Source organism: Sulfitobacter sp. L-8, from assembly GCF_056859255.1.
Genome location: NZ_JBSXOD010000051.1, coordinates 69,666 through 92,596, shown reverse-complemented (window position 1 = coordinate 92,596; position 22,931 = coordinate 69,666). Strand labels below are relative to the sequence as shown.

Genomic DNA, 22,931 nt, shown 5'->3' with positions numbered 1-22,931 from the left:
TAAACTTGGATTAAAGACAACTGTTCTTGAGCTTTAGGGGAAAAACACTAAAGTACTTGAAAACTTGCAAGTGGAACTGAAATGACGATCATTCTGGGCTTTGTTGTTGTGATGGGCATGGTCTTTGGCGGCTACATGCTGTCCGGGGGTGACATGGGAATTATTACTCATGCCCTACCTTTTGAGGGCATGATGATCGGCGGTGCCGCGCTAGGTTCGTTTATTGCTGCAAATTCCTTTGCCAATATCAAAGGGGCAGGTCTGGCCTTGGTGAAGGCGTTCAAGGGACCAAAATGGAAGTCGCATGATTATGTCGATTTGCTTAATCTGATGTACACTTTAGCCAAGAAGTACCAGCAGGGCGGGATGCTGTCTTTGGATGAACATATCGAAAACCCGCAGGAAAGTTCGATATTCAGCCAATATCCCAAGCTGCAAAAAGATCACTTTGCCATCGATCTGATCACTGACAGCTTCCGCATGCTCGCGATGCAATTTGACGACCCTTATCAAGCTGAAGATGTAATCAATCGTAAGCTCAGGAAACATCATCACGAGGCGCTTGTAGCGCCACATGGGCTTACCACTGTTGCCGACGCCCTGCCCGCAATCGGGATCGTCGCTGCTGTTCTGGGCGTGATTAAGACCATGTCATCTATCGACAAGCCGCCAGCAGTTCTGGGTGCCATGATCGGGGGTGCATTGGTCGGGACGTTCTTGGGGGTTTTCTTGGCTTATCTATTTGTTTCACCCGTCGCGAACCGCCTGCAAGCAATCGAGGATCAGGACGGTATATATTATGCTGTTATCCGAGATATTTTTATTGCCATCTTGCACAACCATTCGCCTGCCATCTGTACTGAAATCGGCCGCGGTAACATCCCTTCAAGTTTGCAGCCGTCATTCTATGAAATGGAAGATGCGCGCAAGCAGATGCCTGAGGCTGCATAAACCATGGCAAGGCAGAACACCCTTTCTGCTTTGGCTCTTATCAACGACATCAAACAGCACGAGTTGGATATGGTCGGGGTGGAGCTTTCAGCACTTAGAGCACGACAAGACGACCTTGCGCGACAACGGCAAACGTTGTCGGACAGTGCGGCACGTGAATCAGCAGAAAGCACGCCTGACATGCGCGTGTATCTTCACGCTTACCTGGCGTCAGTCGACCGGCAGAAAGAGGGGCTGCTCGTCGAGAGCAATGCGCTTTCAGCGCAGATAGAGGCGTTGGAAGAACGACTCTTCGATACGTTTCGCGAATCCAAGACGACCCTTCACGTGTTGGCGCGGGTTCGGGCCGATGTCGATATGGAAGCTCAGCGCGCGGAATACGCGGAATTGGATGACATCTCACGCGCTGTGTCGTTTCAGAAGGGCGCGGTCTTTTAGCGCGCGTCGGCGTTCCTAGCCCGCTGGGGCAAGCCCCGTAGGCTGATCACCGTGCGCTGCTGGAAAACTTTGAAACGACGCCCGGTACCGTACGCTGGCCGACGTTATTTACCGCAAGAATGCACGTTGGCCATCCATCGGGCATCAGCCCTTGCCGCGTTGCAGACGCCGCCACCAAGGCGGCCCCAGCCTTTTCGCCAACGGTCAGCACCAGATCCGCCGGTGCAGTTTCGGCGAATTCAGTCAACTCTACCACTGAATTGAACGTAAGTATATTTTGCCCGACTAGCCATTCAGCAATTTCCGGGTTCTCTGTCACAGAGTAGATTTTCGGTTGCGGCGGTCCGCCGAGATGTTCCGCGCACTGGGTAAGCCAGCTACGCAATTGGTTAGCGGCGGTGACTGTGCTTTCAAAAACGCTGTGATCTGCATCCGAAGTGATTTCGACCAGACACAACTTTGCTTCAAGAATCTGTTCGCGCTGCAACAACTCTGACCACACAGTTTTTTCAGCAGGCGTTATCCACTTTTCGATTAACGGCATTTTCGTAGTGTCTGCACCGCTTGCTATTTTTGCAATATTGATCTTTCCAAAGTCATAGGTCGGATCGAACCCGGATGCAGTCACCTGTTGCAGTAGGCATTGCGCAGCAGTTTTAGGTGTCATCGCCGGTGACACGTTGACCTCTGAGGACAGATCAGCAGAAAACGCGCTTACCTCCGCTTTGGGCATGGGTTCTTCTGGAAGTGCTGGGGCTTCTTCGCTTGCCAGCGACGGCAAATCCACGACAATTTCGGTACCTATGCCTTCTTGGCTAAAGAACGATATGCGGCCCTTGTGGTGTTCGATAATGGCCTTGGCGATGGTCAGGCCCAACCCGGTGCCGCCCTTACTGCGACTGTCAGAGCTGTCGGCTTGAGTGAATTTTTCGAATATCGAACCCTGTGCCGACTTGGGAATCCCAGCACCGAAATCCCGTATCGTAATCCTCAGCCGATTTTCCATACGCTTCAGTGAAACAAGCACCTCCGCCCCGGCGTCTGAAAACTTTGTGGCGTTCGACATCAGGTTTTCCAACGCCTGCTGCAACCGTTTAGGGTCGCCGAACGTCAGGAACGGCCCCGGGTCATCGGACATGACCCTGCGGATTGATATGCTGGAATCCCCTGCATGTTGCCTGCTCATCAGTAGCACGGATTCTAGCGTGTCGGAAAGGTCATGCGCTGTCATCCGGTAGTCTAGTGTTCCCGCCTCGATCTTTTCGAGATCCAAAATGCTGTTGATGAGCAAGATCAGTCGGTCACAACTTGCCGCAGCCATGCTGACCAATCCTTTCATCTTGTCGGGAAGCTGCCCTGTTGCGCCTGATAAGACCAACCCCAAGGCCCCCTTGATCGATGTAAGCGGGGTACGAAGTTCATGGCTGACTGTGGAAACAAATTCGCTTTTTGCCTTCTCGGCGACCTTGCGTTGTGAAGCGTCACGGTAAATCGCGATAAAGCGTGGCTCGTCCTGGGCCGGGCAGGCATATTCCAAACTGATTTCGTAAGTCGTGCCCGCCTTGGTCTCCACCTCCCAGGTTACGCGGCGTTCCGGTCCTTCGATAAGGGCTTCGCACCTTGTTTTGAGGCTTTCGAAATCTTGCGGTTTAATCAGTTCCGACAGGCTCTTGTTTTTCCATGATGCTCCCAACCGTTCGTCCAACAGGTGTCGCGTGACGGAGGAGTTCACATACATCAGGGTATAGGTCCGGGGACTGAACACAACAACGTGGTCCTGAAGCAGTTCAAGCGTATTGTTGAACCTAGCTTCGGACACTCCCTCGCGGGTCTCTGTCATATCTGATGCAACGATGGCTATCTCGCTCAGTTGCTTGGAATTTTCCATCACCGGGACGAAGCTACATTGCAGCCACAGCGATTTCCCATTTTCCTTTTGCAGCAACAACGTCCCGCGCCAGGGGGTGCCTGTCTCCATTGCTGGGAAAATTTCAGTGTGAAACGTGTCCTGATTACGCTCGTCCAGCAGGTCGACCAGCGGTTTATTGATCAGATTGGCCCGTGAGCGTCCGATCGCGTCCTGAAATTGAGTGTTGGCATACGAAATTATCCCCTTATGCGACAGCATGCAAAACACAGTGTGAGCCTCTACGGCAGTGCGATAAAACTCCTTTGATTTCACCTCTGATTTCAGAACGTCCTTGCGTGCATTGGCTTGCCGCGCACTTTGACGAAGTTGAAATATCAAAAACAACAGTGACAATACGATCAGTAACAGTACGCCTAACACCAACCATTTATAGGTTGCTGCGATACGAACCGCAGAGCGTTGCAAATAGTTTTCGTAAGGACGCGCACGCAGGGATATCAAAAGCTCGTGCACCGACTGATAATTTTGCGGTGGCAACCAGACAGTGCCACCCGATGCCACCGACGTGGAGTTTTTACCATTCTGGCCCAGCAAAGTGTCTATGACCAAGGCCAAAACGTCCTCGGGTACACCGGGCATCGCCGCCATTATCCAATCGGGATAAAGCTGCGTACTTACCCAAAACGGGTATCCTTCATGCGAAACCGGAGAAAGAGGCCGAAAGTCATCCAAGTTGATAACGCCCGATCTGGCCAGGTTTTCCAGAACTCCAGCACGGATCACACCGACATCAACAAGACCCGTCTGCACGGCATAAACCACTTCGCGCTGGTTGCCACCCGAGAACAGGGCCCGTGCTGAAATGTCTGCGATGTCCAGCCGGTATTTCCTGAATTCCTGTAGCGCCAGCTTCCATCCGGTCATTTCATTCGCAGCGACCCCCATGATGCTGCGCCCGGATACATCGGGTATCGACCGAATATCACTGTCACTTTTGGTGAAAACCACCACCCCGGTCTGGTCATAGGTTTGCCCGTCCCAGACTTGCGCCGCCGACAACAATGGACGCGCGTTATCTTCCACCTCGGCTACGACAAACGCTGCCGGGTCGACCAGGAACAGATCAAGTTCGCCCTGGTGGATCCTGTCTATCATCGCGCCATCGGTAAAGGGCGCGACCTCGAACTTATAGGCCAAATCCTTGGCTTGGGCTGCTGCATTCAGGGTCGCTGCCATGGGCACCCAGCTATCAAGAGCCCGGGTCACACCTTCTGAAACGAGAATACCGATCTTGATGTTTTTGGCCGGGCGGTTTTCCGCGTTTGCTTGCGCCAAGACCGGGAACGCAAGCAGGTTGAACGCCATGAACCACGCTGCCATTGTCAGGATCAGCCTGTGCAGGGTTGTTCTGGTCCGCTTGGTGAATTTCGGGGCCACCATGTAACTATTTTGGTCTTTCATTGCATTTTCCGGCTTAACTAAACCGGCACCCGTCGAAACAATCCGCCAAAGCTTTTTCATATGTTACGTCTTGGATCAGGCGTAATGCCGCGAAAAACATTTGACAATCGTAACTGAGAAACAGGGTGGGCAATCACTTGGCTTTTGACTTTTTTCTCGTGTGAAAAGGGGAGCCCCGATCCGTCACACATGGTGTTTATCATGAAAACCTAGCCGGAAACCACAACACCAGACGTAGCGAACATTTACTGACCCAAACATAGAGTTTTTAACCAATAATAATACCCTGAAATTTTGCTGGTCATTAAAAACTGGTTTGGGGAAATACATCCCCGCCCTGTTCTACACCTGTGAGATCAAGGCAAGCCCGACTACGACCAGCATTGATAATGCCATGGCAAAGTTGACCCGGCTCTGGGTGCGGGCGCTCAGGTCCATTCTGCGGAGGCTAACACCCGCCCAAAGCCATGCAAGGTGCAGGGGTATCCAGATCAGGTTCATGATCAGCAGCTTAAGCACCGTTTCCATAGCGATATTGCTGCCAAAGAACCCGAAACCAGAAAATAGCGTAGTATGGACAACATACGCTTTGGGGTTGATCAGCTGCAAGGATAGGCCGTTCCAAAAGCCCAACGGTTTTTGCGCGGCGATAAAGCCTATTTTGGCACCGGCGCGTGCGATCCGCCACGCTAGCCACAGCAGATACAGTACGGAGGCAACCAAAAGCACACCGCGCAGCCAAGGTACGGTAAAAGCGATCGCGGCAATGCCGGTAAGGACCAACGTGGCTACGGTGTTATTTCCGACGAATAGACCCATCACATAGGCCAGCCCCGCACGAAACCCGAATGCGGCACCGACACCTGCGGTCGACAGGACCCCGGGCCCCGGCGTCACAATCAGAAAGAACACCGCAAGCGCAAACTGGAGCATCAAGAGAACCCGGGCGCTTTGACAGTGCGGTCACCCATCTTCGTCGAGCCAGGTACCGGAGGTTACTTTTGCGAGCGTCATCCTTTGCATGGCCGGGCGTTCATACCTTCATCAAGGTTCGGCGGTGAAAAAACGTGCGTCACCGATCTGTCGCACATTCAGGTACGGGCGTAGCGACCGTGCCCGTTTCCAAATGCTGCAAAAGATTTTCGACGGTCAGGTTTGCCATCGCGGTGCGGGTTTCCACGGTTGCGCTTCCGACGTGGGGTAACAGTACGGTGTTTGGCAAGTCGCGCAGGGCTTGCGGCACCTTGGGCTCTTGTTCAAACACATCAAGGCCGGCCCAACCCAGCTTGCCGGATTGCAATGCGTCGATAAGCGCGGTTTCATCCACGACAGAGCCACGGGCAACATTGATCAACGTGCCTTTTGGCCCCAACGCTGCCAGCACCTCAGCATTGACGATCTTGCGGGTTTCCGCACCACCCGGAGTGATGCAGATCAGAATATCGCTATCCGCAGCCATCGCTTCGAGATTGTCATAGTAGGTATAAGGCACGTCTTTCTTTGTCCGGGAATGGTAAACGGTCGTCGGATTCCAGGGCGCAAGTTTGGTGGCGATCGCCTGACCGATACGGCCCAGACCCAGGATGCCGATTGTCTGGTTCTCTAGGGATCGGGTCAAAGGCGCACTGCCTTTCTTTTCCCACTCGCCGGACCGTACATAGGCATCGTCGCGCAGTAGCTCTCTGTAGCACGCCAGTACCAACATCACCGCGGTTGTGGCGACCTCGTCGTTCAATACGCCCGGGGTATGCGTGACCATGATACCGCGACGCACAGCTTCCGTTGTGTCGATGGCATCATATCCAACACCATAACACGAGATCATCTGAAGGTTTGGCAAAGCGGCCATGATTTCGGGCCTGACACCGTCATGCCCGTTTGTGACCACGTGAGTGATTTTTTCCGCGTTTTCTTCAAGCCAGTCCATGTCGTGCTCTGCCCATTTATGAACAGTGAACTTTTCGCTCATGCGGGCCAGCATTGCTTCGGTGGCTCCGCCGATTACCAGGACATCAGGCATCTTCACCAACCTTCTGACGTTGCTGCCCCAACCCTTCGATGCGAAGCTCCATGACGTCGCCTTTCTTAAGATAGACAGGTTCCGGTTTCATCCCCATACCCACGCCCGGAGGCGTGCCTGTAGTGATGACATCACCCGGATGCAACGTCATCAGACCGCTCAGGTGCTCGATGATTTCGGCAACTGAAAAGATCATCGTCGACGTATTGCCGGTTTGCATACGTTTGCCGTTCACATCCAAAGACATGGAGAGGTTTTGCGGGTCCGGGATTTCATCGCGAGTCACCAACCATGGTCCGGTAGGGCCGAAAGTGTCGCAGGATTTCCCCTTGGTCCATTGGCCGGTCAGCTTGGTTTGGAAATACCGTTCGCTAACGTCATTCACCACACAATAGCCAGCAACATGATCCAACGCATTTTCCCGGCTGACATACTTGGCTTTCTTGCCGATCACCACGCCTAGCTCCACTTCCCAGTCTACATGGGTCGACCCGCGCGGCATCATCACATCGTCGTTTGGGCCGACGATCGCCGAGTTGGCCTTGAAGAACAGGATCGGATGTTCGGGGATGGCGGCACCGGTTTCAGCGGCGTGGTCGGAATAATTGAGCCCGATGCACAGAAACTTGCCAATGTTGCCGACGCAGGCACCGATACGGGGGTTGCCCGCGACGGCGGGCAGGGTCGCTGGGTCTAGGTCGCGCAGCCGTGCTAGCGTGGCATCATCCAGCGTGGCACCCGTGATATCATCCAGGTGGGCGGATAGATCGCGCAAGGTGTCGCCCACCATCAGCCCAGGTTTTTCCGAGCCGATTTCTCCGTAACGTACAAGTTTCATGCTTGGTCCTTTATTCGTTCAATGGTTGTCGCGCGGCATAAATTTACGCGCTATGTCTCTGAAGTCCGGGGCACCGTCCAACACCATACCTTCGTCAAAACGCCCCACTTTTTCGCGGAACAGCGCTTGCCAAGGTGACTGGCTTTCCGGCACACCATATCCGCCGGCAGCGACCAGATCACGGGCGCGGGTGGCCAGTTCATCCAACGGCACCAGCATGTCGGCTGTGCATTTATCCAGATCGATACGCACCATATCGCCGGTGCGAAGCAGCGCCAATCCGCCGCCGTCAGCGGCCTCCGGCGATGCATTCAGTATCGAAGGACTGCCGGATGTACCTGATTGGCGCCCATCCCCGACACAGGGCAGCGCTTCAACGCCTTGTTTCAGCAGATATGCCGGGGGCCGCATGTTTACCACTTCGGCACCGCCGGGATATCCTTTGGGGCCGGCACCGCGCATAAACAGAATGCAGCCTTCATCAATATTTTCCGCTGGATCATCGATGCGATGGTGAAAATCTTCGGGGCCGTCAAACACGATCGCACGACCTTCAAACGCATTCGGATCATCTGGATTCGAGAGGTAGGATTTGCGGAATGCAGGCGAAATCACCGAGGTTTTCATGATTGCGCTGTCGAAGAGATTTCCTGACAGGTTAATGAATCCGGCCTGAGGTTTCAGTGGGTCCGCCACCGTCTTTATCACGTTAAGGTCCTCAGACCGGCGATGACTACAGTTCATTTCCATCGTTTGCCCGTTGGCGGTAATCGCACCCGGATTCGGCAATAACCCTGCGACCATCAGTTCACCGATCACGGCTGGCACACCGCCCGCGTGCTGATAATCCTCCCCCAGATATTCTCCGGCGGGCTGGAGGTTCACAAGCAACGGCACATCGTGACCGATCTTTTGCCAGTCCGTATTGGTCAGGGGGATGCCAAGGTGACGGGCGATCCCGTTCAGGTGTATCGGCGCATTGGTGGATCCACCGATAGCGGAGTTTACTGCAATGGCATTTTCAAAGGCTTCACGCGTCATGATGTCCGAAGGCCGCAGATCTTCCCAGACCATCTCGACGATACGCTTGCCGGTCTCATAGCTGATCTGGCCCCGCTCACGGTACGGCGCCGGAATCGAAGCAGATCCGGGCAATTGCATACCAAGCGCTTCGGCCAATGAATTCATCGTGGTGGCGGTGCCCATGGTATTGCAGTACCCGACCGAGGGCGCGGACGAGGCGACCAAATCCATGAACCCTTCGTTGTCGATTTCCCCTGCCGCCAGCATTTCACGCGCTTTCCAGACGATCGTCCCTGATCCGGTCCGTTCACCCCTGAACCATCCGTTCAACATGGGCCCGACCGACAACGCAATGGCCGGAATGTTGACGGTAGCGGCAGCCATGAGAAGCGCAGGCGTGGTCTTGTCACAACCGATGTTCAGGACCACACCGTCCAGCGGATAACCAAAAAGCGTTTCAACCAGCGAAAGATAGGCCAGGTTGCGGTCCAGCATCGCAGTCGGCCGTTTTCCGGTTTCCTGGATAGGGTGCACAGGCACTTCGATGCAGGTGCCGCCCGCGGCAATGATACCATCCCGCACACGTTTTGTGAGTTCAAGGTGGTGGCGGTTGCATGGGCTCAGATCGCTACCGGTTTGCGCTATCCCGATAATAGGTTTGCCGGATTGCAGTTCCGCACGGGTCAGACCGTAATTCAGGTAACGCTCCAGATAGAGCGCTGTCATTTCGGGATTATCCGGGTTCATGAACCATTTGCGTGACCGCAGGTCTTCGATGGCGATCCGCCGGTCGGATGCTTTTTTCTCTTGGGTCATTGGCCTGACCAACCTCCGTCGATGATGTGCGGATGCCCGGTGGTAAAGGCGCTTTCGTCGCTGGCAAGGTACACGACAAGCGCTGCGATCTCTTCGGCGGTGGCGACCCGCCCCATTGGTTGACGCGCCACGAACTGCTGCAAAGCCTGTTCCCTGTTACCGAGTTGTTTTCCAAGGGCGTCGACACGATCGTGCCAGCTCGGCGATTCTACGGTGCCGGGGCAGATGCAGTTGCATCGAATGCCCTTGGCCACATAATCAACTGCGACAGACTTGGTCAGGCCGATGACAGCGGCTTTGGTGGTGCCATAGATAAACCGGTTCGGCGCGCCGATGACCGACGAACAGGCCGAAGACATATTGATGATCGACCCGCTGCCTTTTGCCAACATCCCCGGCAACGCCGCGCGTATCGTGCGCAACATGGATCGTACGTTCAGGTCAAAGGCGAAATCCCATTCGTCATCCGTCGCATCGAGAACGGACCCATGGTGCACAAAGCCTGCGCAGTTGAACAGCACATCGGGGGCGGCGCGTGCTACCCCGTCTTTTACGCTGGCTTCATCGCGGACATCCAACGCAAAAGATTCAACGCCCTGAAGTGTCTCGAGCACTGCTGAGTTCACATCAGTCGCGAAGACCTGTGCCCCTTCCGCCGCCATCGCCAATGCACTGGCACGGCCAATTCCCTGTCCTGCCGCGGTGACCAATACGCGTTTGCCTTTAAGGCGTCCGTTTGCCATGGCAAATCCCCCCTGATTTTTCATCGCGCCTGCCACTGTAGTTTTGCACAGCGTATGCCAATGTGTCGCGCCTGGCTATGTACGGCCTGCGATCCACAAGCAGTCAAGCAAAAACATCCCGACCTCGAACTTGTAGAGCTGGCAGAGCCGACGTAACGTAACCTTGGACGATGAACGTCTGCAACCTGAAACAAAAGGCGACACCATGCAAACTGTTCGACTGGATGCCTCGGATAATGTGGTAACGGCTACGCGGCCGCTCGAGGTGGGAGTATCGGTTGAGACCGTAGTGACCATTGATCTCATTCCTTCTGGGCATAAGATTGCGACTGTTCCCATTGCCGCGGGGGCACCGGTGCGTAAATACTCGCAGGTAATCGGATACGCTTCGTGCGATATTGATGCCGGCGCGCATGTTCACACTCAAAATGTCGAGTTCCGCAATACCCAGGCGGATTACGAATTCTCCACTGATCTGCGGCCGGTGGCTGCGGTACCAGAGGACAAGCGCGACACCTTCATGGGGTATCGCCGGGAAAATGGAAGCGTCGGCACGCGAAACTACATCGCTATCGTGACTTCGGTGAACTGTTCAGCAACCGCAGCCCGTATGATCGCCGACCATTTCACCCCGGACATATTAGCGCAATACCCCAACGTAGACGGAGTTGCGGCATTCGTGCACGGAACCGGCTGCGGCATGGCAGGCGACGGCGACGGGTTCGAAGCGTTGCAACGCGTGATGTGGGGATATGCCCGCCACCCCAACCATGCGGGTGTGCTGATGGTGGGTCTGGGCTGCGAAATGAACCAGATCGACTGGCTCCTGGAGGCCTACGGGCTCAAGCAGGGGCCGCTTTTCCAGACCATGAATATTCAGAATGTCGCCGGGCTGCGCCAGACCATTGAACTCGGCATCAAGAAAATCGAGGCGATGCTGCCGCTGGCGAACGCTTCAGCGCGCACGGAATGCCCCGCTTCAGAGTTGAAGGTCGCATTGCAATGTGGTGGATCGGACGCGTGGTCCGGGATCACGGCAAATCCGGCGCTTGGTTATGCCTGTGACTTGCTGGTTGCACAGGGCGGCACCGGCGTGCTGGCCGAGACACCTGAAATCTATGGTGCGGAACATCTGCTGACACGTCGTGCCATTGATAAGAAAACCGGCGAGAAACTGGTCGGGCTCATCCGCTGGTGGGAGGATTACACAGCCCGCAACCGAGGCTCCATGGATAATAATCCCAGCCCCGGGAACAAGAAGGGCGGGCTGACAACCATCCTTGAGAAATCGTTAGGAGCGGCTGCCAAAGGCGGCACGACACCCCTGACCGGCGTCTATAAATATGCTGAGCCGGTCACCAGCCGCGGCTTTGTCTTTATGGACAGCCCTGGTTATGACCCTGCATCGGTCACCGGACAAATTGCCGGGGGTTGCAATCTGGTGTGTTTCACCACCGGGCGCGGCTCTGCTTTCGGGTCGAAGCCGGCACCCACCATCAAGATTGCCACCAACACCGAGATGGCCCGACGCATGTCGGAAGACATGGATATCGACGCCGGCACCATCCTGAGCGAAGGAAAGAGCGTTGCGGAAAAGGGACGCGAGATCTACGAGATGTTCTTGCGGGTCGCTTCCGGCGAAATGAGCAAGTCGGAGTCGCAAGGGCTGGGTGACTATGAATTTGTCCCCTGGCAAATCGGCGCGGTCATGTAAGCATTACGCGAATATCCGCAATGCAGGCAAAGCAGACACGTCCAGGAAACCCAGGGCAGTTTCGTTGTGATCAAGGAGAAAGCTGATGCGCATAGCATGTATCGGTGAGGCGATGCTTGAACTTTCCGTTCAAGGCAATTCGGCGGCGATTGCTGTTGCCGGAGATACATTAAACACCGCGATATACCTGAAGCGTAACGCGCCGGACTGTCAGGTCGATTATATCAGCCGGTTAGGCAATTGCAGCTTTTCACATCGGATACGCGATTTTATCGCAGCGCAGAACGTCGGCGTGGAGACTATAGAGATGCGCCCTGATAAAACGCCGGGGCTCTATGCCATTACCACCAATGATACGGGTGAACGCTCCTTTACCTATTGGCGCAGCGCTTCGGCGGCGCGCACGTTGTTTGACACCGGCGATTTTAGCATTCTCGAAGGGTACGAGGCGCTTTACCTGTCGGGAATATCACTGGCGATATTGCCGCATCAGGTGCGCTTGGCATTTTTGAGTTGGCTGGGCCAGTCGGATGTTCAGCTTATCTATGACAGCAACTACCGCCCAAGTTTGTGGGATTCCACCGACCATGCGCGCCAGATTACCCGATCAATGTGGCACCGGGCGGATATCGCGTTACCGTCTATTGATGACGAAATGGCATTGTTCGATGAAACAGCCGCTGAGGTGGAGAACAGATTTACCGCGTTCATGGGCAACGGCGCGCTGAAACGGGGTGCCGACGGGCCGATCTCTTTGGGGGAAAGCGTAGACCAAACCTATCCTGCGGCTTCTCAAGTGGTGGATACCACCGCCGCCGGTGACAGTTTTAACGGAGGCTATCTGGCGGCTCTTTTTTCGGGACAAAGCCAGGCACAGGCACTGCGTTCAGGGCATGATTTAGCCGCTCAGGTCGTGCAACATCGTGGTGCGATCATTCCTGCCTAGCTTCTTGGCACGCCTGAAAAAATGGTATACCATTTTTGAAATGGCGATATGAGGGGCGAAGATGTCAGACTACAATGTTGCGCTTTTCGGCTTGGGTGCGATGGGATTTGGCATGGCAAACGCGTTATGTCGTAGTGGAGTTACCACATATGGGTTCGATCTGGATGCAGCAGCAGAAGCCCGTTTTCGCGAATGCGGCGGGGTAGAAGGTGACCTGGATAAAATAGCCGCCTCGCTGGATGCAGCGGTTATCGTGGTTGTGAACGCTGAACAAACCGAAACAGTGCTTTTTGGTAGGGGCGGGGTCGCGGATAAGTTGACCGCAGGTACCGTGATAATCGCTTGCGCTACCGTGGCTCCGGATTTTGCCCGCGCTATGGAGGCACGTTGTCACGAGCGAGACCTGCTTTATCTTGATGCGCCGATCTCGGGCGGCACCCTAAAAGCAAGTGATGGCCAGTTATCGATACTTGCTTCGGGCAGCAGCTTGGCCTTTAGCAAGGCGCGCCCCGCTCTTGATGCCATGGCGACACGCGTCTTCGAACTGGGCGAAGCCGCCGGGGCGGGGTCGTCAATGAAAGCGGTGAACCAGATGCTTACCGGTGTCCAGATCGCCGCAATGGCCGAGGCGCTGACCTTTGGCATGACGCAAGGGGTGACACCGGCGCAATTTCTTGACGTCATAAGCCAGTGCGCCGGGACAAGTTGGGCATTGGAAAACCGCGCCCCTTCCATCGTGAGCGGAGATTACCGGCCACTTAGCGCCGTCGATATTTGGCCAAAGGATCTAGGGATCGTTCTGGACATCGCCAAGGCTGCAAAATTCGCTGCCCCCATCACTGCTACGGCACTTCAGCAATATCTGGCCGCGTCCGGATCAGGGTTAGGGGGCGAACATGATTCAGCGGTGGCAAAGGTCTATGCCCGCAACGCTGGGTTAACATTGCCCGGGCAGGGCTGACGGCATGAGCGTTATTTTTGGGGCCATTGCTGACGATTTCACCGGGGCAACCGACTTGGCCGGGTTGTTGGCCCGCAGCGGGGTACAGGTGTCGCTTCGGATCGGTGTGCCGGACGCTCCTACTTTGTACACCGCGCCCTACGAAGTGATTGCTCTCAAAATCCGATCTGCCCCTCCGGCCACAGCGGTTGACCAAGCCGAAGAAGCGTTGAGCTGGCTGCAAGCGGCGGGGGCAAGACAGACCTTCTGGAAATATTGTTCAACCTTCGATTCCACGGAAAAAGGCAACATAGGGCCGGTCGCCGAGGCGCTGATGCGCCAGACAGGCGCGAACCAAACAATCTATTGCCCGGCTTTCCCCCAGAATGGGCGCAGTGTTTTCATGGGCAATCTTTTCGTGGGGCGTGATCCGCTGGCAGAAAGCTCAATGAAAGATCATCCCCTCACGCCGATGCGGGATTCGAACCTGTTGCGGCTGCTGACGCCGCAGGTAACGGGTCGGGTGGGACTGGTTGACAGACTGTGCGTGGCCAAGGGGCCAGAAGCAATCCGATCGGAACTGGACAGATTGGCGAAACAGGATGTGGCCCATGTGATCATCGACGCCGTGACCGACGAAGATCTTGTCGCGATTGCGACTGCCTGCCGCGATTTCAAGCTGTTGACCGGCGGTAGCGCGATTGCCATGCCGTTACCGCATCTTCATCGACAGGCAGGGCTTTTGCCCGGACAACACCATGACGCGCTGTGTAAGGCCCCTTCGGGCAAGGCGCTGGTCCTGTCGGGTTCTTGTTCCGCGATGACCCAAGCGCAGGTTGCGGTCTACCGCAACCGCGCCGCCTCTTATCGGCTTGATCCGCTTGCGCTAGCCCGTGATGGTACACAGCCGATGTTGGATTGGTTGCAAGGTCAGGGTGACGAAGCCATGATATATGCCACAGCAAACCCCGAGTCCGTGAAAACAGCGCAAGCCCGCCTGGGGCAGGAACGCGCCGGAGCGTTGGTTGAAAGCGCTTTGGCGCAGGCCGCTGTGTTTGCCCGTGATAAAGGCACGCGTCGTTTCGTGGTCGCTGGCGGAGAGACCTCCGGCGCTGTAACGCAGGCTTTGGGAGTAATTCAATTGAACGTTGGTCGAGAGATAGCACCGGGCGTACCGTGGTGTACCTGCGACAGTGCGGGCGTTCACATTGCGCTTGCATTGAAATCCGGTAACTTCGGTGATGACGGCTTCTTTGCCACTGCCCTGCGCGAATTGCAGCCGGCATGACAACCAATGAAACCGCGCTGCGCGAGCAAATTTGCGTATTGGCCAAATCCCTGTTTGATCGGGGGCTGACGGGCGGGTCGACCGGTAACATCTCTGCCCGCACAGACGATGGCGGGCTGTTGGTAACCCCCACCGGCTCAAGCTTTGGTCGGCTTGATCCAGGGCTTTTGTCGCGGTTTGATGCTGGCGGCAGGCATATTTCCGGCCACCCTCCGACCAAGGAAATGCCCCTGCACAGCGCATTCTATGAAACCCGTACCGCCACGGGCGCAGTTGTGCATTTGCATTCTGCCCATGCCGTGGCCTTATCCTTGCTTGACGACAGTGACCCCGATAATTTTCTACCGCCGCTGACGCCGTATGCGATCATGAAATTGGGCAAGGTCGCATTGCTTCCCTTCTTTTTGCCCGGCGATCCCGCCATGGGTGCCGCAGTGCGCGGGCTGGCGGGCAAACGTTCTGCGGTAATGTTGGCGCACCACGGCCCTGTTGTGGCAGGACGTGATGTAGAAGCCGCCTGCAACGCGATAGAGGAGCTTGAGGACACAGCCCGATTGGCACTATTGACGCACGGCATGGCACGACGTGAATTAACCGAAACCCAAGTGCGTGGCATCGTCACAAAATTCGACGTGGAGTGGGAGAGTTGAAGTTTTCGGCCAACCTGGGTTTTCTATGGACAGAGAGGACATTGCCCGCAGCGATTATCGCCGCCGCTGAGGCCGGTTTTGATGCGGTGGAGTGTCACTGGCCCTATGATGTTTCGGCCCCGAGCGTCAGATCGGCATTACGCGAAACCGGACTGCCGATGCTAGGGCTAAACACCCGGCGCGGTGGTCGGGGTGAAAACGGGTTGTCCGCCCTGCCGGGCCGTGTGGGCGATGCGCGCGCCGCCATCGACGAAGCCTTGGCGTATGCGCAGGAAACCCAAACGCAGGCGGTGCATGTGATGGCTGGTTTCGCCGAAGGGGCAAAGGCACGCGACACATTCCTGGAGACATTGAGATACGCGTGTGAGCAGGCCGGAGAACGCATGATTTTGATCGAACCGCTGAATATGTTCGACGCCCCTGGCTATTTCTTGCAGACCACGGATCAAGCGGCCGCCATTATCGACGATGTGGGTGCACCCAACCTCAAGCTGATGTTCGATTGTTATCACGTACAGCGCACAGAAGGCACCGTCATTCCGCGACTTGAGGCTCTGCTACCCATGATCGGGCATGTACAGGTCGCTTCTGCGCCTGATCGTGGTCCGCCTGATCACGGGGACCTCGAGTATGCGCAGGTGTGGAAAGCATTGAACCGGTTGGGATGGGAACGTCCGATCGGCGCTGAGTACAAGCCGGTCGGGCCCACTTCGGAAACGCTGGATTGGCTCGCAGACCTTCGGGCCACGGCGTCGCGTTGATTGGGTCACTTATCCACCAAGGTGGCCTTTGCACTGATGGCTGACGTCGGTGCCTTGTCTGACCCGGCTACTTCTTGCTCGCGTCGGATGACATTCCCGATATCATCGGTCAATCTGTCAAGATGGGTGCCGATTGCCAGCCGTATCGCTTCGCTATCGCGCGCCTGAAGCGCTCTGAGTATTGCTGTGTGGTGTTCAATCACACTTGCCCGGTTGCGCCGCTGAACAGCAGACAAATACCGCGCCCGCCAGAGGCGAGATAAAAAGCGGTCGTGAATTCCGGCCAGCTGCGCATTATGCGAGGCTTGAGCGAGCGCAGAATGAAACGACATATCTATTTCGAAAAGTTCAAGCGCGTCCAAGGTGTCGAAATCGTCGACCATTTGCTGCACGATTTCGGCTATTCCCGCTATATCGTCATCGGTTGCGCGCCGACACGCCAATTCACCCGACAACTTTTCTATCGCTAGCAAAACCTCCACGTCGTCCGTGACTTCCTTGACGTCCGGCCTCGCTACGATCGGGCTGCGGGCGGGTCGCAACTGCACCAATCCTTCTTGCGCAAGTATCCTGATCGCTTCGCGCATCGGCGTACGACTGACCCCCATCTCGGCGGCCTTGTCGCGTTCCTTTAGCGAATCCCCAGGTGCAAGGTTCCCGCGCAGGATGTCTCGGCGCAACTCTTTGGCAATCTGTTCGGCGAGTATCGGTTCCTGCATTTAGGGGTCCTGATCTTGGGCCTCGGCAAGCGCAGGCCGCTGTTTTTGCTATGTAAATTTGGTATACCGAAATTTGTTGATTGTCGAGAGGTCAATGGGTAACGTTCCCTAAGATGGTATACCATCACTGCGTCTCTTCCACGTTGCGCAAACAAAAAATTGGCGGCACGTCCGTCTAGGGAGGATAATTATATATGAAACTCAAGGCTTTACTCATGTCCGCTGTAGCGGTCACCGCGCTTGCGGTTCCGGCTGTGGCACAAGAAGTTACGCTGCGTATGCAGACGCACTACGCGACGGAGCATCCTACTGGGAAACTGCTGGCGGCGTTCATTGACGATGTGCAAACAATGTCGGACGGCGAAATCTCGATCGAAATGTTCTATTCGTCTTCGGTGGTTGCGACCGTTGAAACCTTTGATGCAGCAATCAACGGGATCCTGGATTGCGACGCGACGGGCGGTGCCTATCAGACCGGCAAAAACCCTGCATTTCAGTTTGTCGGCGATATCATGGGGGGATACGATACGCCATGGCAGCAGTATAGCTGGCTCTATTACGGTGGCGGCTACGACGCGGCGCAAGAGCTTTATAATGCGCAAGGCATGCAGCTGATTGGATGGTCGATCTACGGGCAGGAGTCGCTCTCGTCATCAAAACCCATCGCAGGCTTCGAAGATGTCAAAGGATGGAAATTCCGGTCGCCGCCGGGCATGGAGACTGAAATCTTTCAAGAATTGGGTGCCTCCCCAATTGTAATGGATTTTACCGAGATATTCACGGCTCTGGAAACCGGAATTATCGATGGCGCGGATGCGTCCGGCTTGGCCAATAACGTTGGTCTGGGTCTGTATGACATCGTCAAGCACGCGACCTATCCCGGTTTTCATTCGATGCCATCCGACCATCTGGCATGTAACAAGGACGTTTGGGATGGACTTAGCGAAAGCCAGCGTCGGATCATCGATACCGCGTGGCAGAAGCTTTCCTTTCAAGTCGCGCTGTCAAACGAGAAAGCTAACGCAGAAGCCGCCGCCAAGCTTAAAGCCGAGGGCGTAACGCTTTATGACTGGTCAGAAGAAGACCGGCGCGAATTCCGCCGTGCGGCGCAGGTTGCATGGGAAGACTGGGGGTCGCGCAGCCCTGAGGCCGGCGCTTTGCTGAAAAGCCACAAAGAATACCTGGGTCAACTGGGTCTGATCAGCAACTAAGCCGATCAATTCATTCCGCCGGATACAGCCCAAGCGTGTTCGGCGGAATGATAGGAACAATCGAGGAGGCAGGCGATGCAGGGCAATTCTCTTTGGCTGGGGCGGTTCAGGGCACCCGTCAAGTTCGGCATGATCATTTTTATCGGGATCACGGTCGCACTATACCTTTATTTGATCACGCTCAGGCTATTCAGTGCCGAGGCCTACGGCATGTTCGAAATGATACGCCCCGAGGGGAGACCCTTGGTGCTGACCACCTTGGTTTCGCTTGGGCTGGCATTGCTGTTTGCCACCCTGTTTCTTTCTGACCGTCTGGGTGTGATCGAAACGAAACCCGAAGGTTTCTTTGATCTTGTGTCAGTGGTTCTGGGCAGGCTGGCGATGATCCTTGTGGCCTTCATCGTTCTTGTCATGTTCTACGAGGTCGTCTCGCGCTATATTTTTTCGAAACCGACCCTGTGGGCGAATGAATTGTCCTTGTGGTTGGCAGCTTTTGTTTTTCTGCTGTCAGGGCTTTATGCAATGCAGCAACGCTGTCACATCCGCATCTACATCATCTATGATCTTATGCCGCGCTGGATGCAAAAGACCGCCGATGTGATTTCAGTATTGCTGATTGTCGGTTTTACATTCGCGTTGATATGGGGTGGCTACACGGACGCCAAGAACCGCTGGATGCGGATGGAGACCTTTGGCACCGCGTGGGATCCACCCATTCCCGGCATCGTGAAACCAGCGCTTTTGATCATCATCACTCTGGTCTGCCTCCAAGCGATTTCCAATTTGATTGCCGACTGGAACAAGGTGACAGTTTCGCACACCCCTGCGGACGAAGTCGACGAGCATGAAATAGAAGCCATCCGCCGCACCCTTGGGGAGAAATAATCCATGGTCGATATTGGCACGCTCAGCCTGATCCTTTTACTCGGCATGTTTGCACTGCTGGCGATAGGCATGCCGCTTGGTTTTGCCTCGGCATTTCTGGCCGTTGTGACGTTGATGCTAAAGTTCGACCCCAGCATTCTGTTTGGCACCTTTGGCCGCGGTCCGCTATCGGTGTTGGGGCAAGCGGTATATCGGCAGATGACAAACTATGTTCTGATTTCGATACCGCTTTTCATCTTTATGGCCGCGTTGCTGGAAAGGTCGGGCATTGCGCGCGATATGTATTCGTCGCTGAACGTCTGGCTTTCACGTACACGCGGCGGCATCGCTTTCGTCACGTCGATCATGGCGGTAATCATGGCCGCCATGTCAGGTATCATCGGCGGCGAGGTCGTCTTGCTGGGGCTGATAGCATTACCTCAGATGCTGCGTCTGGGGTACGACAGAAACTTGGCGATCGGTACGATCTGCGCATCCGGTTCATTGGGAACCATGATCCCGCCCTCAATTGTGTTGATCTTTTATGGATTGGTGACGGAAACCTCGATCAAGGCGCTGTTTACAGCCTCTTTTCTGCCGGGGTTCATGTTGGCGACGTTCTTTTTGCTATATATATTCGTACGCACCCGATTGAACCCAGCATTGGCACCATTACCCGCCCCGGTTCCGGGTGAACCCGAAGGGCGCGAAAAGGGGTTGATGTTTCTGGGGTTCTTGTCGCGGTTTATCGCTTGGTTGGCCGGGGTGCTCTTCATTCGCGCACTTTTCTTTACGTTGACGGGTGAAAACGCGGTACGCACCGGTGAAGACCCTATCCCATTGGGTATGGCAAGCGATATCCCCTGGATCATCGGCACGTTCATACTGGCATTGATCTTGATCTTTTTCGTCGTAGGGCGTGACCGCACGGCCAAGGGCTGGCAGATGGGCAAGGGCTTGCTGGCCCCGATCATCGTAATCGGCGTTGTGCTCGGGTCGATCTACGGGGGCATCACCGGGATCACCGAAGCCGCCGGCATGGGCGTCGTTGCGGTCTTTGTCATCAGCACGTTGCGCGGGGAAATGACGTTCGACATCGTGTGGGACAGTCTGATCCGCACGCTGAAATCGACCGGCACGATAATCTGGGTCACGATCGGGGCGGCCGCGCTGGCCGCAGCATATACCCTGGCCGGAGGCCCGACCTACGTCGCAAACATGATCGTGGGATCGGACCTGCCTACTATGGGCATCATCTTGCTGATGATGTTCGTCTTTCTGATCATGGGCATGTTTATGGACTGGGTCGGTATCGTCCTGTTGATCATGCCGGTATTCCTGCCCATTGTTGTACGACTGCCGGCAGAAGAAATCGGGTTTCTCGGGTCGGTGGACGGGCGTTATATTCCAATCTGGTTCGGGGTCGTGTTCTGTATGAACATGCAAGTCAGCTTCTTGTCTCCGCCGTTCGGACCTGCTGCATTCTATCTGAAATCCGTCGCACCGCCCGAAATTTCGCTTACGGATATCTTCAAGGGTTTTCTACCATTCATTGCCTTGCAACTTTTGGCCCTGTCGGTGTTGTTGATTTGGCCACCTATCGTGACATTGTTTCTGTGACTGTACCGATACCTTTCAAATCGCTGGAAAAGCCGATGTTGTGCAGCGCGTATGACGTTTGCCGCCCGGTTTTGAAGACCGGGGGCTAAGCGGTGGTACGCATCGTGGCACCTCGGGAAGAACGCACTGTGCTGGCCCTGATTTCAATGGGGCTCGCCGTGACGTTTTTCACGATGATCGACACGTCGGCCAAATGGTTGGTGCTGGCGGGATTGCCTGCGCTTCAGGTCGTTTTCATCCGCTATGCCATGCATTTCGTTTTGGCATTGACCGTTTTTGTTCCCGGCGAAGGGGCAGGCGCTTTCAGGTCCCGCAGCCCGCGGCTTCAGTTTTTGCGGTCGTTGTGCCTGTTCAGCAGCACAATCCTGAATTTCACCGCGCTCAAGTATCTTCCTATCACGGTGACGACGACGATCATGTTTGCGGGGCCGGTGGTGGTGACGTTGCTGGCGATCCCGATGCTGGGCGAACGGGTAGGCCGGCATCGCATCGTAGCAGTTTGCGTTGGATTTTTGGGGGTGTTGGTGGTGATGCAACCGTGGGGGGCAGAATTTCACCCCGCCATGCTGTTGAACCTGGGCGCACTTACGGTTGCTTCATTGTACTTTTTGCTGACCAGAATGCTGGCCGGGGTGGAAAGCAATGCAACCAGCCAACTTTGGTCGGCGGGGTTGGCGACTGTATGCCTTACCCCTTTTGCGCTGGTGCACTGGGTTTGGCCGCAAAGCTCTGCTGATTGGGTGTTCTTCCTGCTGATCGGGGTGTTTGGCGGTACAGGCCATATCCTTGCCACGTCCGCACACCGGATGGCCGATGCATCGTTGCTTGCCCCAGTGGTCTATATCCAGATCGTTCTGGCTGCGCTTGCTGGCATAGCGTTCTTTGACACGTACCCGACCATCTGGACGCTGGGGGGTGGCATGATCATTATCGGTGCCGGCATTTACATTTGGCATCGCGAACGCAAATTGCAGCGTCCCCAAAGCTCTTAACTGGCTCAGGGTCGGTCGTCTTCAAGGTAATAGCGGATGTTGTCTTCAAAGCTGAGATCCGCCTTCAAGCCCAAGCGCTCGGCTTTGTCGGCGTGGATATCCCATCGCCAGCCGGTCACAATGCGTTTGATTTCCGGCTGCGGGTCCCATCGGATCAACCTAGCGGGTCCAGACCCGGCAACGTTTGTCATCGCGGCGATCAGTTGGTTGATCGACCAGACCTTGCCCGGCATTTGCATGACCCGGTTCATCCCGATGTCGGCACCCTGCAATTGCGCAGCTTTGATCAGGTTTTCGACGCAACGCCGCGGACTGAGGTAGTAATGCAAAAAATCTCCAGTGACGGGGCAGATGGCTTCCTGTCCGTTCAGTGGTTCGCGTAGGATAGATGACATGAAGCTGCTGGCGGCGCGATTGGGAACGCCGGGCCGTACTGAAATTGTCGGCAATCTGAAGGCGCGCCCATCTATGTAACCTTTGCGCGTATAGTCATTGATCAAAAGCTCCCCCACGGCTTTTTGCATCCCATAGGATGTTTGCGGGTTGGGATAGGAATGATCGCCCAGAGGATCCTCCGCCTCACCGCCGTAAACCGCGATTGATGACGTCAGTATCACCATTGGCTTTGTGTCGAGCGTGCGACACCGTTCCAGCACATTATAGGTGCCGAACAGATTGATCTTCATGCCTGCGTCAAAATCTTCTTCGGCGTGGGCGCTGACAATTGCCGCCAGTAGATAAACCAGATCTGTGTCCGCTGTGATGGCATTCGCTACAGATGCTGGGTTGGCAATGTCGCAGGTCCGTGTCTGAACGTCGAAAGGCGCATCGACAGTTTCCGGCATCACCACGTCAGCGAGAGTGAGTTGACTGATGGGTGTACCGCCTACGTGACCCGTTCGCGCCAGTGCCAGCGCCAGTTTCTGGCCGATGACACCGCCGCCGCCTATGATCAAGATTTTCATCCCGGCTATCCCTTTACGAGGCGGCGCTTGCATGACCGCAAATTTGGTATACCATTTCAACAATGCGGTTTGGTGCGTCGTTGTCAATGGCGCTTTGGAAA

20 protein-coding genes are annotated in these 22,931 nt (G+C 55.5%); 12 read left to right on the top strand and 8 right to left on the bottom strand.

Features of this window, described 5'->3' with window-relative positions; all coding sequences use genetic code 11:
* The first annotated feature begins 81 nt into the window (after positions 1-81).
* Together motA and AC13DE_RS11460 are read left to right on the top strand one after the other, a co-directional pair.
* A complete protein-coding gene (gene motA, locus AC13DE_RS11465; RefSeq protein ID WP_446295840.1) occupies positions 82-951 on the top strand; it encodes a flagellar motor stator protein MotA in 870 nt (289 codons plus the stop codon).
* Positions 952-954: 3 nt separating this feature from the next.
* Positions 955-1,389: a flagellar motor protein gene (locus AC13DE_RS11460; protein ID WP_446295839.1), complete on the top strand. Its 435-nt coding sequence runs from the start codon at positions 955-957 to the stop codon at positions 1,387-1,389.
* Positions 1,390-1,435: 46 nt separating this feature from the next.
* Here the strand turns inward: AC13DE_RS11460 and AC13DE_RS11455 are convergent, their stop codons facing one another.
* The 6 genes from AC13DE_RS11455 to AC13DE_RS11430 all read right to left on the bottom strand — a co-directional run bounded on the left by AC13DE_RS11455 (position 1,436) and on the right by AC13DE_RS11430 (position 10,160).
* Complete coding sequence (locus AC13DE_RS11455; RefSeq protein ID WP_483047905.1) at positions 1,436-4,720, bottom strand: PhnD/SsuA/transferrin family substrate-binding protein; 3,285 nt, start codon at positions 4,718-4,720, stop codon at positions 1,436-1,438.
* A gap of 342 nt (positions 4,721-5,062) precedes the next feature.
* Positions 5,063-5,653 (bottom strand): LysE family translocator, encoded by a 591-nt coding sequence (locus AC13DE_RS11450; protein ID WP_483047904.1) that lies wholly within the window; start codon positions 5,651-5,653, stop codon positions 5,063-5,065.
* A 139-nt stretch (positions 5,654-5,792) separates the two neighbouring features.
* A complete protein-coding gene (locus AC13DE_RS11445; protein WP_446295835.1) occupies positions 5,793-6,740 on the bottom strand; it encodes a 2-hydroxyacid dehydrogenase in 948 nt (315 codons plus the stop codon).
* Positions 6,733-7,578: a fumarylacetoacetate hydrolase family protein gene (locus tag AC13DE_RS11440; RefSeq protein WP_446314151.1), complete on the bottom strand. Its 846-nt coding sequence runs from the start codon at positions 7,576-7,578 to the stop codon at positions 6,733-6,735. The genes AC13DE_RS11445 and AC13DE_RS11440 overlap by 8 nt, the downstream gene beginning before the upstream one ends.
* An 18-nt stretch (positions 7,579-7,596) precedes the next feature.
* Complete coding sequence (locus tag AC13DE_RS11435) at positions 7,597-9,417, bottom strand: IlvD/Edd family dehydratase (protein ID WP_446295833.1); 1,821 nt, start codon at positions 9,415-9,417, stop codon at positions 7,597-7,599.
* Positions 9,414-10,160 carry an SDR family oxidoreductase gene (locus tag AC13DE_RS11430; protein ID WP_483047903.1) on the bottom strand — a complete coding sequence of 249 codons (747 nt, stop codon included), beginning with the start codon at positions 10,158-10,160 and terminating at the stop codon, positions 9,414-9,416. Before AC13DE_RS11430 ends, AC13DE_RS11435 begins: the two co-directional genes overlap by 4 nt.
* A 205-nt stretch (positions 10,161-10,365) precedes the next feature.
* On the opposite strand from AC13DE_RS11430, the gene AC13DE_RS11425 reads away from it, so the two are divergent.
* From AC13DE_RS11425 to AC13DE_RS11400, 6 genes are all read left to right on the top strand, one after another.
* The gene (locus tag AC13DE_RS11425) at positions 10,366-11,874 is read left to right on the top strand and encodes a UxaA family hydrolase (protein ID WP_483047902.1); all 1,509 of its coding nucleotides are present in this window, start codon (positions 10,366-10,368) and stop codon (positions 11,872-11,874) included.
* A gap of 85 nt (positions 11,875-11,959) precedes the next feature.
* Complete coding sequence (locus AC13DE_RS11420; RefSeq protein WP_483047901.1) at positions 11,960-12,820, top strand: sugar kinase; 861 nt, start codon at positions 11,960-11,962, stop codon at positions 12,818-12,820.
* A 61-nt stretch (positions 12,821-12,881) separates the two neighbouring features.
* The gene (ltnD, locus tag AC13DE_RS11415; protein WP_446314147.1) at positions 12,882-13,781 is read left to right on the top strand and encodes an L-threonate dehydrogenase; all 900 of its coding nucleotides are present in this window, start codon (positions 12,882-12,884) and stop codon (positions 13,779-13,781) included.
* 4 nt (positions 13,782-13,785) lie between these two features.
* Positions 13,786-15,048, top strand: a complete 1,263-nt coding sequence (gene otnK / locus AC13DE_RS11410; RefSeq protein ID WP_483047900.1) for a 3-oxo-tetronate kinase — start codon at positions 13,786-13,788, stop codon at positions 15,046-15,048.
* On the top strand, positions 15,045-15,698 hold the full coding sequence (gene otnC / locus AC13DE_RS11405) for a 3-oxo-tetronate 4-phosphate decarboxylase (protein WP_483047899.1): 654 nt from the start codon (positions 15,045-15,047) through the stop codon (positions 15,696-15,698). Before otnK ends, otnC begins: the two co-directional genes overlap by 4 nt.
* The gene (locus AC13DE_RS11400) at positions 15,695-16,459 is read left to right on the top strand and encodes a hydroxypyruvate isomerase family protein (RefSeq protein WP_483047898.1); all 765 of its coding nucleotides are present in this window, start codon (positions 15,695-15,697) and stop codon (positions 16,457-16,459) included. The genes otnC and AC13DE_RS11400 overlap by 4 nt, the downstream gene beginning before the upstream one ends.
* A gap of 5 nt (positions 16,460-16,464) precedes the next feature.
* Here the strand turns inward: AC13DE_RS11400 and AC13DE_RS11395 are convergent, their stop codons facing one another.
* Positions 16,465-17,178, bottom strand: a complete 714-nt coding sequence (locus AC13DE_RS11395) for a GntR family transcriptional regulator (RefSeq protein ID WP_483047897.1) — start codon at positions 17,176-17,178, stop codon at positions 16,465-16,467.
* Positions 17,179-17,372: 194 nt separating this feature from the next.
* On the opposite strand from AC13DE_RS11395, the gene AC13DE_RS11390 reads away from it, so the two are divergent.
* The 4 genes from AC13DE_RS11390 (at position 17,373) to AC13DE_RS11375 (ending at position 21,865) form a co-directional block, all read left to right on the top strand.
* Positions 17,373-18,389, top strand: coding sequence for a TRAP transporter substrate-binding protein (locus tag AC13DE_RS11390; protein ID WP_446314142.1), 1,017 nt, complete (start codon positions 17,373-17,375; stop codon positions 18,387-18,389).
* Between the two features lie 75 nt (positions 18,390-18,464).
* Complete coding sequence (locus tag AC13DE_RS11385; protein WP_446295821.1) at positions 18,465-19,274, top strand: TRAP transporter small permease subunit; 810 nt, start codon at positions 18,465-18,467, stop codon at positions 19,272-19,274.
* Positions 19,275-19,277: 3 nt separating this feature from the next.
* Positions 19,278-20,873, top strand: coding sequence for a TRAP transporter large permease (locus tag AC13DE_RS11380; RefSeq protein ID WP_446295819.1), 1,596 nt, complete (start codon positions 19,278-19,280; stop codon positions 20,871-20,873).
* A gap of 92 nt (positions 20,874-20,965) precedes the next feature.
* Complete coding sequence (locus AC13DE_RS11375) at positions 20,966-21,865, top strand: DMT family transporter (protein ID WP_483047896.1); 900 nt, start codon at positions 20,966-20,968, stop codon at positions 21,863-21,865.
* Between the two features lie 5 nt (positions 21,866-21,870).
* Here AC13DE_RS11375 and denD read toward each other — a convergent pair whose 3' ends face one another.
* The gene (gene denD, locus AC13DE_RS11370; RefSeq protein WP_483047895.1) at positions 21,871-22,830 is read right to left on the bottom strand and encodes a D-erythronate dehydrogenase; all 960 of its coding nucleotides are present in this window, start codon (positions 22,828-22,830) and stop codon (positions 21,871-21,873) included.
* Between the last annotated feature and the right edge of the window lie 101 nt (positions 22,831-22,931).

Excerpts from the sequence above, each read along its gene's own strand:
- AC13DE_RS11390 (WP_446314142.1), top strand. The coding sequence starts at position 17,373 with ATGAAACTCAAGGCTTTACTCATGTCCGCTGTAGCGGTCACCGCGCTT.
- AC13DE_RS11460 (WP_446295839.1), top strand. The coding sequence starts at position 955 with ATGGCAAGGCAGAACACCCTTTCTGCTTTGGCTCTTATCAACGACATC.
- AC13DE_RS11450 (WP_483047904.1), bottom strand. The coding sequence starts at position 5,653 with ATGCTCCAGTTTGCGCTTGCGGTGTTCTTTCTGATTGTGACGCCGGGG.
- AC13DE_RS11445 (WP_446295835.1), bottom strand. The coding sequence starts at position 6,740 with ATGCCTGATGTCCTGGTAATCGGCGGAGCCACCGAAGCAATGCTGGCC.
- otnK (WP_483047900.1), top strand. The coding sequence starts at position 13,786 with ATGAGCGTTATTTTTGGGGCCATTGCTGACGATTTCACCGGGGCAACC.
- ltnD (WP_446314147.1), top strand. The coding sequence starts at position 12,882 with ATGTCAGACTACAATGTTGCGCTTTTCGGCTTGGGTGCGATGGGATTT.
- AC13DE_RS11440 (WP_446314151.1), bottom strand. The coding sequence starts at position 7,578 with ATGAAACTTGTACGTTACGGAGAAATCGGCTCGGAAAAACCTGGGCTG.
- AC13DE_RS11430 (WP_483047903.1), bottom strand. The coding sequence starts at position 10,160 with ATGGCAAACGGACGCCTTAAAGGCAAACGCGTATTGGTCACCGCGGCA.
- AC13DE_RS11435 (WP_446295833.1), bottom strand. The coding sequence starts at position 9,417 with ATGACCCAAGAGAAAAAAGCATCCGACCGGCGGATCGCCATCGAAGAC.
- AC13DE_RS11420 (WP_483047901.1), top strand. The coding sequence starts at position 11,960 with ATGCGCATAGCATGTATCGGTGAGGCGATGCTTGAACTTTCCGTTCAA.
- otnC (WP_483047899.1), top strand. The coding sequence starts at position 15,045 with ATGACAACCAATGAAACCGCGCTGCGCGAGCAAATTTGCGTATTGGCC.
- AC13DE_RS11395 (WP_483047897.1), bottom strand. The coding sequence starts at position 17,178 with ATGCAGGAACCGATACTCGCCGAACAGATTGCCAAAGAGTTGCGCCGA.
- motA (WP_446295840.1), top strand. The coding sequence starts at position 82 with ATGACGATCATTCTGGGCTTTGTTGTTGTGATGGGCATGGTCTTTGGC.
- AC13DE_RS11385 (WP_446295821.1), top strand. The coding sequence starts at position 18,465 with ATGCAGGGCAATTCTCTTTGGCTGGGGCGGTTCAGGGCACCCGTCAAG.
- AC13DE_RS11455 (WP_483047905.1), bottom strand. The coding sequence starts at position 4,720 with ATGAAAGACCAAAATAGTTACATGGTGGCCCCGAAATTCACCAAGCGG.
- AC13DE_RS11380 (WP_446295819.1), top strand. The coding sequence starts at position 19,278 with ATGGTCGATATTGGCACGCTCAGCCTGATCCTTTTACTCGGCATGTTT.
- denD (WP_483047895.1), bottom strand. The coding sequence starts at position 22,830 with ATGAAAATCTTGATCATAGGCGGCGGCGGTGTCATCGGCCAGAAACTG.
- AC13DE_RS11425 (WP_483047902.1), top strand. The coding sequence starts at position 10,366 with ATGCAAACTGTTCGACTGGATGCCTCGGATAATGTGGTAACGGCTACG.